The sequence below is a fragment of the Paenibacillus oryzisoli genome, assembly GCF_001653565.1.
GTDB classification, from domain to species: domain Bacteria; phylum Bacillota; class Bacilli; order Paenibacillales; family NBRC-103111; genus Paenibacillus_E; species Paenibacillus_E oryzisoli.
Genome location: NZ_LYPB01000070.1, coordinates 14045 through 30763 on the forward strand (window position 1 = coordinate 14045; position 16719 = coordinate 30763).

Annotated in this window: 7 protein-coding genes; all 7 read left to right on the top strand. The window is 45.0% G+C overall.

The genetic code is table 11. The features are described from left to right. Window positions 1-35 precede the first annotated feature (35 nt). Window positions 36-9461: an S-layer homology domain-containing protein gene (locus A8708_RS16330; protein ID WP_068665267.1), complete on the top strand. Its 9426-nt coding sequence runs from the start codon at window positions 36-38 to the stop codon at window positions 9459-9461. Window positions 9462-9663: 202 nt separating this feature from the next. Next, the gene (locus A8708_RS16335) at window positions 9664-10029 is read left to right on the top strand and encodes a response regulator (protein ID WP_068665269.1); all 366 of its coding nucleotides are present in this window, start codon (window positions 9664-9666) and stop codon (window positions 10027-10029) included. A 468-nt stretch (window positions 10030-10497) separates the two neighbouring features. Beyond that, window positions 10498-11166 carry a YfbR-like 5'-deoxynucleotidase gene (locus A8708_RS16340; protein WP_068665271.1) on the top strand — a complete coding sequence of 223 codons (669 nt, stop codon included), beginning with the start codon at window positions 10498-10500 and terminating at the stop codon, window positions 11164-11166. Between the two features lie 184 nt (window positions 11167-11350). After that, window positions 11351-11776 (top strand): MerR family transcriptional regulator, encoded by a 426-nt coding sequence (locus A8708_RS16345; RefSeq protein WP_068665365.1) that lies wholly within the window; start codon window positions 11351-11353, stop codon window positions 11774-11776. Between the two features lie 377 nt (window positions 11777-12153). Continuing rightward, window positions 12154-13791: a response regulator transcription factor gene (locus tag A8708_RS16350; RefSeq protein ID WP_068665273.1), complete on the top strand. Its 1638-nt coding sequence runs from the start codon at window positions 12154-12156 to the stop codon at window positions 13789-13791. Beyond that, complete coding sequence (locus tag A8708_RS16355; RefSeq protein ID WP_082927559.1) at window positions 13679-15517, top strand: sensor histidine kinase; 1839 nt, start codon at window positions 13679-13681, stop codon at window positions 15515-15517. Before A8708_RS16350 ends, A8708_RS16355 begins: the two co-directional genes overlap by 113 nt. 223 nt (window positions 15518-15740) lie before the next feature. Continuing rightward, window positions 15741-16715: an ABC transporter permease gene (locus A8708_RS16360; protein ID WP_239696720.1), complete on the top strand. Its 975-nt coding sequence runs from the start codon at window positions 15741-15743 to the stop codon at window positions 16713-16715. Window positions 16716-16719 lie beyond the last annotated feature (4 nt).

Consider the following 16719-nt stretch of genomic DNA (forward strand, 5'->3'; position numbering starts at 1 on the left):
TTGGTATGGAGATCATTAGAGCGGGATGGTGTAACATGCGTTTCACAAGAAAATCAATCGCAGTGATGATGTTTGTTGTTTTATTTCTTTCTGTCACTGCGACAGCGTGGATTGTTAATGCTGCGAATGATGCTTGGGAGGATTATGCGGCAACGGATTGGTATGATTCGAATTATCAGACGTTCACAATTGATTCAGAAGCAAAGCTTGCGGGTATTGCTAAATTGGTAAACAGCGGTGTCACGGATTTTAATGGAAAAACATTGGAAATAAGTAGGGATATGAGTCTATCGGCTCACGAATGGGTGCCGATAGGACACGAAAGTCATCCATTCAAGGGGATTCTGCTCGGAAAGGGCGGACAGAGCTTCCATCTGTCTGGCCTAAACATTGACAGCAACGATAAGCATGTTGGGTTTATCGGTTATATGAACGGAGCAACTGTTGGAGGATTTCAATTGACAGGTGACATAAAGGTTAGCGCCAATGATTTCGTCTATGCTGGCGCAGTCGCAGGTTATATGGATCTTAACAGTACCATCCTAAACATAACGAATAATGTATCGTTAATAGTGACAACGACGAAAGACGCGTATGTCGGAGGTATTGTCGGTGATGGGGCTGGTACACTATCAAACGTTGTCAATAACGCAAGCGTAAGGTTGAATGGTTCTGCCAAAGGGGTTATAGGTGGTATTGCCGCAACCTCGCACGGCGCAGCAGGCTTAACGCTCAAGAAAATTGCGAATACGGGAGATATTACAGTTGCCAATAGTGTGTACGAAGCTAATATTGGCGGAATTGTCGGCTTAGCTAACGCTGGCATCTACATTGGGAAGAATGATCCGACTAAACCAACGGAATTAGACACTTACATTAGAAACAGCGGTGATATTACGGCTGCTTCCAATAAGGTTATGATGAGCGGCGGAATCCTGGGGAGAGCGACGCCTAGCGCAAGCGTGACCTTCTCCACGCTCACATCGAATAGTGGCAACATTCACATTACGGGACCAGGGGCTGCTGGTTCTTATGCCGGCGGGCTTGTCGGCTCTTTCGAGCAGAACTTGGAATTGGACTTTGATTTTCAACAACAAGGCACTATCACCAACTACGCAGGTTCATCGACGTACACGGGAGGGGTTACTGGTATTGTCTACGGTAATTTCACTTGGGGGAAAAGCTTCACGAATGGTGTACCTATCAACGTTAGCGGTACAGATGGCATCTATACAGGTGGGATTGTTGGAAGAGTGGGCGGAACGGTCACGTTCACGAATGCAGCGAAAAATATAGCCAGTGTTCAAGTTACCGGTTCTGGTAATGAGGTATTCACTGGTGGACTTGTAGGTTTTGCCGGCAGTCGCCTTCTACTGAACAGCACAGCTAATGATGCTTATATCAACAGTGGCAGCATCACGGTATCAGGGGCTGCGGATGTCTACACAGGCGGGATTGTCTCAAATAAAGCTTATGTTAAGGCTGGAAATAATGTTCAGAGTTCAGGTGATATTACGGTAAGTGGTACTCAAAAACTCTATACAGGCGGCTTTGTAGGTACTGTATCTGGAAGTGATATGCAGTTAGCCAATGAATCCTACGGGCATAAGCTGACGGTCTCGGCTACTTCATCTGGTGAAGATAGCGCAGTCTACACGGGCGGAATCGTTGGCTATTACGCCGTCAGCGGTACCATCGAAAATCCAGTCTTTACAGGTCAAATGACAGTAAACGGCGGAACAGGAGCCTACAGCGGCGGGGTTGCTGGATATGCAGCAGGCGGAACGATAACGAATGCAACCATTGGAAATCCGGAAGCTGGCCCTACTCAGATATCGTCTGACGGGAATGTCGGTGGGGTTACTGGATATTTGAGTGGACGTGTAACGACGGCCATTGTTAAACATACATCTATCATTTCCAGCGGAGTCGACGGGTTCGCCGGCGGTATCGCAGGTCAAGCGAAGGGCGAGATCTCAGGCGCCATGGTGGATGCTGCCAATTTTTCAAATCATGAAAACTTTATTACGGTGAATGGGGCGAATACGTCTGCAGGAGGAGTTGTTGGTGCTGACGATGGGGCGCTGCTCATAAGTGCAAGTGAGATCAATACGATTAGTATTAGTGCCAGTGCAGGAGCGAATCATGCCAGAATCGGCGGGGCAATAGGTGATAACAATGCCAATTTATCGAGGGGCAATTTGCCCACAATATCGACAATAAAGATATCATCGAAAGCCGATAATGCTGCGCTTGGTGGAATCGTTGGTGTCAATAAGGGAATCCTGACAGGGTTATCGGCGAATACGATCTCGATTTCTTCCGAAGGAGCATCGAGCAAGGTTGGTGGAATGGTTGGTTTCACCCAGGGTGAAATCATCAACCCGCGTGTATACGCAGAAGACGGCGGCGTGCTGCAGATTAACGTACGAGGGAATGATTCTGCGATTGGGGGCGTAGCAGGGACTGCGGATACTACTACAATTCGAGGCAATGGTCAGGACGGAAATATAACGGGTCTAGTCATCACGACAGATGCGGGGGCGAGTGCTGCTCGCGTTGGCGGACTTGTTGGAGAGAGCGATAAAGCATCGATTCTAAGCGCTGTAGTAGAAAATCCGCAATTAACGATTGGTGGATCTAATTCCCAAGTTGGCGGTCTGGTTGGTCTCATAAAGGATGCGGCTATTACACAGTCCTACTTAAAAGGTGTAGATGGTGAATATGCCGTATTGACCATAAGTGGCAACGATACGGATGCAGGCGGTCTGGCAGGAGAAGCAGAACGTATTACCATGACGGGCAACGCAGGGGACGCCAACGTGGAAAACTTGACGTTGCTAGTTAACAATGGGACTAACGGCGTGCGTGCCGGCGGAATTGTCGGTGCTAATATAGAAAGCAAAATTGAGAAAACATTCGCTGCATCTGTAAACTTGACGTCAAGGGGGAGTTTCTCTCTTGTAGGCGGAATAACAGGCTATAACAAAGGAACAGAAACAGCGATTCTGAATCAAAACTTTATGAACGTACTTACGATATCGTTACCTGTCTCAGCTTCGTCTTCGACGGTTGGCGGGATGATTGGTTTAAACGATGCGAGGTCAGGCAATGCCGATTCAGCTCTTATCGAAAATGCGGTAAGTACGATTCAGAATAGCCGTATCGTTGGCAAAATTACTGTGCATGCGCCAAACTCTCTGACAGGCGGCATGATTGGTGAAAATAGATCTATTGTGGCGAACAATAGTATCGTAGAGAAATTACCAATCGTTGCTGATGGCAATCAAGGGATTGTCGGCGGTTTGATTGGTAAAAATGCAGGAACAAGCTTCTATACCTATTCCAATGCGATTCTTACAATCGGCGGGGAGTCCACGATAGCAGGGGGGCTTGTTGGTGAAAATTCGGGCAAGATTCTTTCCTCCTATATCGAAACGAACTTGATCGGTGATGCCGTTGGTGTGACAGGCAATTACGCGCTTTTGGGCGGATTAGTCGGTAAGAATAGCGGTACGCTAGATAAAAGCTTCACTTCGGCTGAAGTCACTGCCACTGGATCCAAGACGTATGTTGGCGGATTAGTAGGGGAACAGACAGGAGCTGTTTCCAATTCGTACTCAGCCAACAATATAACGGCAATTGGGGAAGGCTCGTATGCAGGTGGGTTAATCGGCCGATTGACGATGGGAACGGTCACTGGAAGTTATTCGGCAGGTCAGGTCATCGCGAACAAGCTGCAGGGCAAGGATGGACCTTATGCAGGCGGCTTTGCTGGTTACTACAACCATACAAGTAAAGATCTCATCGACAACACCTACTATGTCAAGGATGAGAGTAAGTCGATTAACAGTGGTCTGCTGGATTTCGGCGGCGGAAAATATTATGAACTTAATATGTACTCGCGTCTTAGTCCTGTTCTCTCTGAATCACTCGCTAGCCGTACTATATTCCCTAGTTTATCAGGGTGGGACTTTAGCGATAGGACATGGAGATATGGTACTCCTAATGCAGCTTATAAATATCCAGAGCTCAATCTGAGTGCGAATACAGGAGGCACATCGGGAGATGGAAGCGCGGGCAGCGGTAATAATGTCAACATGAATATCAATTGGTATACGAAACAGCCTTCGGCTTTACGATTTATAATTCAAACTGAAGCTGATTTAGCAGGTTTGGCAGGTATTGTTAATGGCTCCATAACAGGAATTGATCGGTTTGATTTTAAAGGAAGAGAAATTGAAGTAAGGGCACCTATTCATATTCAATCCAATCAATGGGCGCCAATAGGCAATACGGAACTAAATGCTTTTGAAGGGAGCTTTAATGGGAACAACTATGTGATCAGCGGACTTAAGGTATCGGCGAGCAGCTACGCTGGTTTGTTCGGGGTCATCGGAAGTGATGCCACAGTTAGTCAGATTAATCTAGAACCGATTACAGTCGATGGGAATCAACATGTGGGTTCAATCGCAGGGCTGAGTAAAGGAATGCTCACTCACATACATGTTAAGTTATTCGATCTGGCGAAAGTGTCTAATGGCATCATTGTAGGTGGTATTATAGGCAAAAATACCGGAGAAGCTACGGATTTGTCCCTCACTGTACAAGGCGGGAGCAAGTTGTCCACGAGTGCAAACAATGCGATTGTCGGTGGATTGGTTGGGGATAATAGCTCATCGATAACCAACAGTAGTGTTACTTTGACAAAAGGGAGCCTTGAAACGACTGGAGAGCATGCGATTGTCGGTGGTCTGGTTGGCAGACAATCGGGCAATGCATCTTCGCTTACTGCACACATCCAAGCAGAAGGAACAATTCAATCGACTGGAACATCAAGCGTTGTTGGAGGAATGGTTGGTTCGTACGAATCAGGCAGAGCTGATGGCATGACGATTAGTTTAACTGGTGGTATCTTGAAAGCTATGGCAGCCAATGCCATCGTTGGCGGTGTTATAGGTCAATCTGGCAGTGATCAAAGCACCAGCAATATGAACCTTACCGCAACCAATGAGACAGAAGTTGTGAATATCCAAGGTAACGGCACGGTAGGAGGCATTTTCGGCGTTAAAACAGGGAAGGGCACCAACGTCTTCGATGTGGATGGTGCTTCGGTACATTGGGCAACACTCACTGCGAGTGATAGTGGTATTCTTGGCGGTATTGCCGGTAAGTTGACGAATGCAGCTATTCGAGAAGTCGTATTCGAAGGCACGCTTACAGCCTCCGGCCAAGATATTGTTATGGGCGGTATAGCGGGTCACGCCGTAGATTCAATCATTTATGAGCCAGTAGTATCGCCAGCAATTCATTTAACGGCTACTGAGGGAGAAAGTTCAGTCGGAGGTGTTGCAGGCATAGTGGAATCCTCTCATCCCGATGCCGCGTTGGATTTCGACACCTTCATTCCACTTTATGCAGGCGTATACGAAGCGAAGTTGAATGATAAAATGATCGAGATCACAGGATCAGGTCAGAAGGCCAATGTATTCGCAGGCACGCTTGCGGGGCAGCTCCAATCGGCTTCGATCTACAACTCAACTTCATCAGCGGATCTGCGAGTATCTGGAATGAAGACTGCAACGCTCGGCGGTGTGGCTGGTTTAAGCAGCGGCTACATTATAAATACAACCATAACAAGCGGTATTGAAGCGACTTCAAGCAGTGATTACAACATCGGGGGAATCGTTGGGCAAGCAACTGGCGGTAAAATCGCCTATGTACGAGCGGAGTCCCCACATCAGGAGCAAATCACACTTGGTGATAGTGTTACTATCACTCGGGTTCCTACAGCAACGCGTGTTGGTGGCGTTGCAGGTATGGCGGACGCAACAGACATGCAAAATGTCTCTTCTCGTCTTCCGATTGGGGTTACAAGTACGAATCCGTATAATACGATCTATGCAGGTGGCTTTGCGGGAATGCTGGGTGAGAACACAGCGGGTTTGATCAAGAGAGTTTTCGCTGAAGGTGCTGTTACGGTAAGTGGAAAAGCAGGCGCATTCACAGGCGGCTTCGCAGGATCGATCAACGCGTATAACATTCAGGAAGCATACGCATCGGGCAATGTTTCGAATACGGCATTTGATGCACGAAGCGGCGGCTTTGCTGGTGTCATTAATAACGGAGGAGCGCTTGTGGATGCTTACGCATCGCAAGATACGGTAACCGCGTTAGGCTCTAACGGGGCTACCCGATCATACGCGGGTGGTTTCGCGGGATATAATGACGGTAGTCTGAAAAGGGTATATTCGAATGTAAGCCATATATCTGCCCTAGCAGGCGGAGCCAATTCTTACATGGGTGCGCTAATCGGCTACAATTTCAGAGATGGCCTAGTTGCCAGCGCGTACTATACCGGCAGCTTACCGCCAATCAAACATGATACGAGCAGCGGTCAAGCGGCGAATGTGAAGCAAGCTGACTTTACGAACCATCATGGGCTTCAAAACTGGGATTTCTCGACGAATGCCGCGACATGGAGTTACCTGGATGGCATCAATGGTAATGCGCCTGTGTTAGTTAACGTTACGAATTGGAGATTTGCGCCAGACGTATCTTTCATGAAGGAACAAGAGAAAGGGGATTCCCATTTCATAGCGGCAAGCGCTGAGCAATTGGCAGGCATTGTTTTGCTGTATGAGGATTTGGAATTTTATAAGTGGTTTAATCGGGCTGCAACGAATTGGCCAGAGATTGAACAAGTAACCCTAAGCGCTGACATTGCACTAAAGAATCGCTTGTGGATGCCGCTCTCTTCCTTCGAAGGAGAGTTTGACGGTGGTAGCCACGTTATCTCGGGTCTCACTTATTTGGCGGATCAGTATGATAATTACGGCTTCATTTCAAATCTTCACGGCAGACTCGCTAATGTGAAATTCGACCAAGCCCGAATTACTGGCGGCTCCCATACGGGAGTTGCTGTTGGAACGAATCATACGGGTGCGACAGTGTCGAATGTAACAGTGAGCAACTCGAACGTGCAAGGTCTTGCTGACCAAACTGGCGGCATCGCTGGTGTGAATAACGGCAAGATGAGTCAAGTTCGCATAGCAGGCGTAGAACTTACAGGTACAAGTGCAGTAGGTGGTATAGCTGGGGTGAATACAGGCACGGTTACAGGTGCTTCTGCATATGGATCTATCACAGCGAATGGATCTTTCGTCGGTGGCATCACGGGCCATAATTTGGAGGGTGCTTCGATAGAGCAAAGCTTCTCGTACTCAGATGTAAAGGTGCGGGGGGATTCACCACATGCAGGTGGTATTGCCGGCGAAAATAATGGCGCTATCACAAACAGTTACAATTCGGGTACAGTGTCCGCAAGCGGGACTACGATAGCAAGAGCTGGCGGCATTGCTGGCTACGCACCTGAAGGTTCCATTGACAATTCCATTAATACTGGACAAGTTTCCGCTAACATTAACGGGGTATTGGTCAAGGGGAAATCATGGTTTGGCGGCATTGCTGGGCAAGTGGGCCAGCCCACTTCACTTCAGCATAATTATTTTGATGAGCAAATGCTTCAGTTCCGATCTGCCTATTATGATGAAGCAGGCAATCGGATTCCGACAGATGCGCTCAAAGCAGCAGCCATGAAAACAACGGTTCTAGTAAGTGGTGATTTGCCTTCTGGGCTCCATCAATCGGTTTGGTTTGCGAAGGGGGGCTTTTATCCTCAACTTGCCGTACATAACGGTACAACGGAAAGCGAGCTCTCGGTTGCAGCGGTTATTTTGAATTCAGGCGATACCGCCTATCATGTAACGGGCAGCTATAGCCAAACTATCGATCCTTCGATTCGTTGGGCAATCGACAAACGTGGTGAAGAGACCGTACTAACCGCGTCGAAGACGGGTGTAAGTCGAAGCATTACAATCAACAAGAAGCCAGTCTTGTATACGGAAACAGCTGTACAACCGACAGGCTCGGACACCTCTGTTGAATTCAAAGAGAAAATGGAAGTGACGCTTGACACTATTGAACTTGGTGGGAGCATTTACTATACGTTGGACGGTAGCGAGCCTTCCGAGAATTCCCTAGTGTATACGCAGGCTATTACACTTTACGAGACAACAACAATTAAAGCCATCACAAGCGTTGATGGTAAAAATACGAGTGAAACCTTCACAGGGAACTACAAAAAAAGGGCGCCAATTACTGTAGGAGGTGGAGGTGGAGGTGGGTCCATGCCACCGAAGACGGGGTCGACTGTTGAGGTGTTGGTCAATGGTAAAGCCGAGTCCATAGGACTCGAAACTTCTTCGACGGAGGGGGCCGTCGTCACGTCGATGATTACCGTCAACGAGCAAGTGATGGAGAAATTGTTGAAAGAGCAAGGCGATCAAGCGGAAATTACAATCGTATTTAATAAACGCGCTGACATCTCGATTGGAGAACTAAGTGCCGAGTTACTCCAGAAGATGGCGAACAAGCAAGCAAATCTCAAAGTGGATACAGGAACAGTCTACTACAGTATTCCTACAGAACAGTTCAATGTAAAAGAGATGTCTACAAAACTCGGCACCGATATCGCTTTGAAGGATATCCTGGTGCGCATTGAAATGCGGGCATCTGCAGAGGAGCAAGTGAAGCAGTTTCATGACGCGGCGGTGGCAGGTGGATACACGCTAGTGACGCCGCCGGTCAGCTTCAAAGTAACGTACACATATGGGAATAGAGTGGTTGAGCTTGGCGATTTCAGCAGCTATGTTGAGCGAGCTATACGTTTATCTAGCGAAGCGGAAACAAGCAAACTCTCAACTGGCGTTGTCATTGAAAAGGATGGTACGATCCATCATGTCCCTACTCAAATCCGACATGTAAACGGCAACGTGTATGCTGTTATCCGCACGTTACCCAGCAGCGGAGAGTTTGTTTTGATCGCAAACCCAGTATCCTTCGCGGATGCGACGACGCATTGGGCCCAACAAACCATTAATGATATGGGGTCACGCATGATTGTGAGCGGTGTTGGTAGTGGACAATATGAACCTGACCGAGAGATCACTCGTGCAGAGTTCGCAACAATCATCATCAAGGCTTTAGGATTAAAGCCAGACACGAATAGCAGCTTGTTCCTTGATGTGAATGCTTCTGATTGGTATGCTCCGTACATTCATACGGCAACGAAATATGGTATCATCTCCGGATATGAGAATGGTAAATTTGGCTCATTGGATGCCATTTCCCGAGAGCAAGCCATGACGATTATTGGCAGAGCGATGGCGCTTGCCGGACTAGATGTGACGTTAGCTACAGGTGAAGAGGATGAATTGTTAGCAGCTTATGTTGATAGCTCACTTATTGACGACTACGCCAAATCCGGTATAGCTGCTAGCTTGAAAATAGGTCTCGTCTCTGGACGATCGGAAGGTAGAATTGCTCCCGACGACAACATGACACGTGCTGAAGTGGCAACGATTATTCAGAAATTTTTAAAGAAATCAGGTTTGATCTAGTAAATTGATAGGCAACAAGGATATAAGACAGTCGCACCTCGAAATCTTCGATTTCATGCTGCGGCTGTCTTTTTGTGTGAAAGTAGTAAGGGATCTGACGACAAGATATGGAAGTATGTGAGAATTTTGAGAGAAGCTATTGCTACAATAGTTGAATAGATTGGGATCAGTTCAATAATACGTTGAAAGGGGATTCCGTCCCATGAGAAAAATTATGATTATCGATGATGCCGCTTTTATGAGAGCACTGTTAAAAGATTATTTAATTTCCCTCGGTCACGAAATCGTCGTGGAAGGCTGCAATGGGCAGGAAGCGATACAATTGTATAAGCGTTATAAGCCAGACTTAGTAACCATGGATATTACGATGCCTGAGATGGATGGTATTTCGGCTCTGAAAGAAATTATGAAGTTTGATCCTCGGGCAAATGTCATCATGTGTTCAGCTATGGGACAGCAACAATTGGTGCTCGAATCCATTCGAGCGGGTGCCAAGGATTTTCTAGTCAAGCCTTTTAGTAAAGATAGAATCGTTGAGGCTGTTGATCGCGTAATGGTATCTAGATAAACATGAAGAATTCGTTACGAAAATATAGCTGGTCTAATGATAGCTCGGCAATCGGCTTTCTCCTGGAAATTAGATGGACTTTCTACAGTTAAATCGCTAGATTTTTCGATTAAACAACCAATAGATGGAAAACCTACAGTTATTTCTAACCTATTTACCTGAATTATACATAATGAGTAGAATTAACTACATATTTTCCATTTAAACTGAATTTTAGGTGAAAATTATCGTAATTAACTGTATTTTTTCCATTTAATTCAAGAAATTGATGGCGAGAGTTGCTCGAAAATGATCATATGCTAGCATCAAAAGCACCAAGCGCCACCAATTACGACCAACTACATCAATTACCACCAATAGTAGCGTCAAGAAGATTAACAATTGTCCGAGTTAGTTTTAATCCCAAATTAACAGATAGCTTGTATATTAAATAGAGGGACCCAAATACACAAAAGGGAGATTACAACTATGGGCATTCATACGTACTTTAGGTCTTTAAATGAGCTAGAAAGAATCATACGATGTCCAGGAAAGTTCAAATTCGAAGAACATAGTGTAGCGGCGCATTCATGGAAAGTTGTTCAATATGCCAAAACACTAGCGGACATCGAAGAGAAGAATGGTGCAACAATTAACTGGAAAAAACTCTATGAAATAACTAGCAGTCATGATTATGGCGAAATCTTTATTGGAGATATTAAAACGCCTGTCAAACATGCATCACTTGAACTCCGACAACTGATACAACAGGTCGAAGAAGGAATGGTTTATAATTTTATTGAGGAACATATTCCACCAGAGTTTAAAGAGACTTTCCATAAACAACTTCAAGAGGGCAAAGATGGTTCGATAGAAGGTCAGATTTTGGAAGTTGCTGATAAAATGGATCAAGTGTATGAGGCATTTGCTGAAATTCAAAAAGGTAATACAGAGAAGGAATTCGTTACGATGTATCGAAATGCCTTAATTAAAATCAAAAATATGCCATTATTTTGTGTGGAATATTTTCTAACTAACATTCTCCCCGATATGGTAAATGATGAAACAGTTTCACGTGTTGATATTAAAAGGATTACGGAAGAGGCGTTGGCTGACTGTCAAGGAAAAAGCATGTTCGATCAATGGACTAGCCATTGATTGAACATGCTTTTGTTGTTAATCGACTAGTCGCGAATTACCAAATAAGGGATATTACAAGAAGCAACCGCGCATACTATGTCTTGGAATTTCACATGCGTGGCCGTCGAAAGTTAACGTTGACGTTAACGTTAAGAATTAAGATAATGACATCGAGATGAATTAGATGGATGTGAGTGTTCAGATGGAGACATTTAAAATTGATGACGTGGCCAAAGAGAGCGGATTGACTAAGCGAACGATTCGTTATTACGAGGAAATCGGAGTACTGTTTCCCCCGGAACGAAGTGAGGGTGGCATGCGCCTATACACACGTAAACATATCGAAAGACTGAGTCAAATCGTGAATGCGCGGGATGTTCTTGGCTTTTCCCTAATGGAAATTCAAGATTTCGTAGCCATTCGCGAGAAGATCGACGAACAAAAGCAAGTCTACTGGAAAACGGAGGCTGCTGAAGAGAAGCTTTCGCAATTGCAGGAGATGAAAATCATGGTCGACAAACAATTGAAAATGGTGGACCAGAAATTGTCCAAGATGGCTGAATTTCGCAACGAAATTGAACATATTCAGAAACGAATCAATGATGGTATCACTACAATGTCAACATAAAAAACTGGGGTTGCGCGACCGATTATTTTGTTCGAAGTTGCCGTTGGTTTGGGGATTTCTGTAGGTGCATTCACGCGTATGGATATGCAAAATGTTCAGGAATGTGGTGAAAGTAGGGAAGTTACGAATTGTAGGACTAATTGTTGTACTTTTCATGACATTGTTTATGACCGCACAAAAGGCGAAGCTGCTTTGGTTAGAGGAGGGGGAGATTCCCCCTCCTCTTTATATTATATTCCTATAAACCAGGCGTGCTATCGTCATAGAATTGATCACGTTCTTTCCCAAAATTATCATAGACATCACGAAGAGTGATGGCTAACATGATATCATAGAGGATAATTGGCAGCAGGTTGACCGACAAGGGGGAGCCGTCGATGTATAAAATTCTGGTTGTGGATGATGAACCTACAGTTAGCTCGGGAATTAAGGGTTATTTGATGAGATCTGACCTAGAGATTGGGCATGTGGAAACTGCGCTGAACGGATTTGAAGCGTTGGACTGTTTACGCATGGACACCTATGATCTCGTTTTAACGGATATTCAAATGGGAATGATGAACGGCATCGAATTAATGGAAGCGATTTTATTGGAGCAGCCTCACCTTCCGGTTATTGTTATTTCTGCTCATGAGAAGTTTGATTTTGCCAAGCGAGCACTCCGGTTAGGGGCAAAGGATTATTTGATCAAGCCCGTAGAGCTGGATGAACTGATGCGAGTTGTTGACAAGGCGCTCCAAGAGAAGAAGGAAATGGGCAGACTAACGCTGCAACGTCCAGATGCGGATAGTAAAGATGGTTATTTGCTCAAAAAAAGGCACGAAGCGCTTATTGAATTAGTGACTGAAACCGATTTGCAGGAGAAAGATTATGAAGATCTGCTTCGTGAAATCGGCAACTCACTCAAGGAGCAAGGTTATTGGTATGGAATTGCCGCGGTTCATTTAAATCTGAGTAAAGGTGGATTCAGTAATCAAGACATTACCTTGATGGATAGGAAACTTTTGAAATATGCATCGGTGAATATTTTAGAAGAAAGCTTATCGGATTGGTGCGGTGTGGCTTTTTATGGATTTGGGAATCAGCTGGTTTGTGTAATTCAATTAGAAGCTACGGATCATGTGGACACGAGGCTGCCGATGAATTCGCAACTGAACCTGATCGGTCAAACGATCATTATTAATCTGAAGCAATATTTGAATGTAGACGTGACAGTCGGAATGAGTACACTAAGTCTGGATTTGTCAATGCTGCCCAAGTTAATGGAAGAGGCAAATGCGGCGATTGAATGGCGTAAGCTGCACCCAGATAATCATGTCTTGTATTATGAAGATATGTCAGCGTTGGGCAATATGAGGATGATGGAGTGGGCTGCCAAAGTTGAAGAGATGGTTCTGCACTTGAAAACGTTGGATGAGGCTAAGCTCTCTCAAGAACTTCAATCTGCGGTGAAAATACTTACCAACTTGATGCATTCAGAAGGGTTGTTCCATAGTTGCTTCGGATTAGTCGTGTATCGTTTGTACGGATTGCTCTTCGATAATGGACAAGAGTCAAGCAGTGCCTTCCGCCAGTATGATCCTGATGTCTATTTCAGAGGGATGGAGATTAGTCGGAAAGTCGCCTGTTTACCGGAGTATGTTCTAGGGCTTTCTGAAGTGATTCGTGTCTGTATTAGCGAGAGGGATCAGACAGTCGTATCTCGTATAACCACTTACATCTACAACCATTATGGCAATCATGAGCTTAAAATTCAGGATATTGCTGGTGAAGTTCATTTCAGTGCGGCCTATGTGAGTTATTTATTTAAAAGGGAAACGAACAAAAACGTCTGGGACTTCGTCTCCGAGGTTCGGATTGAAGAGGCGAAGCGTTTGTTAGCTGTGACTGATTTGAAGCGGTATGAAATTTCGTATCAAGTTGGTTATCAGTCGCCAGAGCATTTCAGCCGAATGTTCAAACGTTTCATTGGGATCTCTCCGGCTGATTATCGCAAAGAGATCAGGGGGAATTAAACTGAAGCTCCAATATAAAGTCATTGTGGCATTCTGTTTGTTCATCATCGGGCCGTTTCTGATTGTTGGATGGATCTCCTTTTCGCGAACCTCCGCTACAATTAAGGATGAGGTTGGGAAGACAATGCTTCAGCTTGTGAAGCAGAATCATGCTACGGTAGAGAATTCCTTGTCTTCAGTCAGAGATAAAACAGTTTCATTTCTGGATAATCATTTTTTCAGCAATCCCAAGCAATTTGCGTTCTGGACGCATATTGAGACGATAAATGCTTTAAGCGAAGCAGATACAATTCTGGATCGTTGGTCATCGGATGGGACTGAATATGCGATCTATATGGGGAATCAAGGGAATCAGCCATTCCTAATTAATGCACTTTATAAAAAGCAGGGGCTTATTTATCTAGATAGCGGCACTGCTTATCCGGAATGGGCTTTACAGACCCAAGAGGAAAAAGGGGCTGGGAGTCTTCGACTAGTCAAGTTGAGTTCAGGACAGACAACAGTTACGTTTGCACGAAGTATTTTGAATCCAGAAAAATATGACGAGCTGATTGGCTTTCTAGCTGTTTCCAAAGTGGAGGTATTGTTGACCAAAAATCTCGTCTCTGTCCAACTGCCCGATAATGCTGGAGTTTACTTATTCGATGACCGGGATGAAATGTTGTTGAAGGCAGGTTTCGCAGACATGGAACTGTCGGAATTGCCAGAGGATCTTCGCAATAAATCGAATGGCTATTATTATTCGGAATCCAACTATCTCTACGCCTTTTCCTATGATTTTAACTTCAATACGCGATTAATCTATAAGATTCCGTTGGACTCCATTATGGGGAAACAGACAAGCTTTCAACAGTTAATCATGGTGATGCTGGCCATCTATTTAGTTCTAGTGTTGCTGTTCGTCTTGTACTTGCTGCGAAATATTATTAAACCGTTGGCTCGATTGGTTACCTTCACGCGTGTGTATGAACTGGGCAGACCGTTTGACTTTGGAGACCCGTCATCACGTTCACGATCGGATGAGTTCGGCGTTTTGTACACCGCATTTATTCGAATGACGGGTAGGTTGAATGAATCCATTGAAGAGAATTATGGGATGAAAATCAAACAGAAGGAACAGGAGTTAAACACACTCCATTCCCAAATTACACCGCATCTTTTGTATAACACGTTGGATTCCATCTATTGGTATGCGCTAGATAGCGGCAATCACGATGTAGGCGGTATGGTTAAAGATTTATCAAAGCTGCTGCGCATCGGGCTAAGTAAAGGAAAGAGCATGATTCCGATCAGTGAAGAGTTGGAACATGTTCGTGCCTATATTCGCCTTCAAATGAAGCGTTATCCAGGTAACTTTGAAGTGTTCTGGGATGTTGATGAAGATCTGGAAGTTTACAAAATGCCCAAAGTCACCATCCAACCGCTTGTAGAAAACGCAATTTTCCATGGGATTCAGAGTATGGATGGGGAAGGCCATCTGTGGGTTCGTTTGAAACGCGTCGAAGATGAGATTCATATCCTGGTTGAGGACAATGGATTCATTCCGGTGAATCTCGATAAGCTACTCATGATTGTCAGCGGGGAAATCGATGACAAGGGCTATGGCATTCGCAATGTTCACCAACGCATACAGCTGCATTATGGCGACTCATATGGGTTAAGCTACCGTCTACGGGAGGGCGGCGGGCTTATCGCTACCATTGTGATTCCGATTCATCCCAATTGAGTAAAGTGAGATTCTGATCCGGCCTAAGGCCGGATCTTTTGCGTGAATCGAACGTTCTAGTAGGTGGAGTGCTGTCGCGGAGCGATTGTACTTTATAAGCTACAGTGGTGATTTTTCTATGAACATACTTGCTGAGTATTCATCACGTTCTTATGTGGATACATCATCGAAAAGGGGGATTTCGTGTACTATACTTAATTCAACAGAGAAAGGAGTGGACGCAGTGAGAGAGACAACCGCACCTCCACGACAAGCAGAGCAGAAACGATATCAAACAAAGGGTGTTAAGTTTTTGCGGAACTTTTGGCAATTCAAAACGCTGACATTGATGTTATTGCCTGCAGCCCTCGTGCTATTGCTGAATAATTATTTACCGATGTTCGGGCTGTTTATTGCCTTTAAGAAAATCAATTATATTGATGGCATTTGGGGGAGTCCATGGATTGGCTTCGATAACTTCGAATTTCTATTCAATAATGGATCACTGTGGCGAATTGTACGAAATACAGTAGGCTACAGTTTAACGTTTATGATTGTGAACACGATCATATCCGTGGCTATTGCATTGGCACTCAATGAGCTCCGGGGCCGAATATCTGTAAAAAGTTATCAAAGTTTCCTGATAATGCCTCATTTTTTATCCTTGATCGTGATTAGTTATCTCGTCTACGCGTTCTTGCACCCGACACAAGGTTTCATGAATGCCACGGTTCTGAAAATGTTTGGTAAAGAACCGGTGTCTTGGTACATGGTGAAGGAATATTGGCCATTCATACTCACTTTTGTCAGTGCTTGGAAAGGTGTCGGTATAGGTGCCGTGATCTATATCGCAGCTATCGCCGGTATTGATCCCGAGTATTACGAAGCAGCAGTCATTGACGGTGCCTCGAAGTGGAAGCAGATGATGCATATCACCATACCTTCTATTATGCCCATTATCATTATCATTACCATTCTGAATATGGGACATGTGTTCAATTCAGACTTTGGACTATTTTTCCAAGTGCCGTTGGATTCTGGTGCCTTATATCCAGTAACCGATACCGTAGATACGTATGTATACCGCGTTTTGACGCAAATGAATGATATCGGCATGTCCTCGGCAGCAGCGATGGTACAGTCGGTTCTAGGTTTCATTATGGTGTTTTTGACGAATGGAGCGGTCCGTCGAATAAATTCAGATCAAGCTTTATTCTAATTGA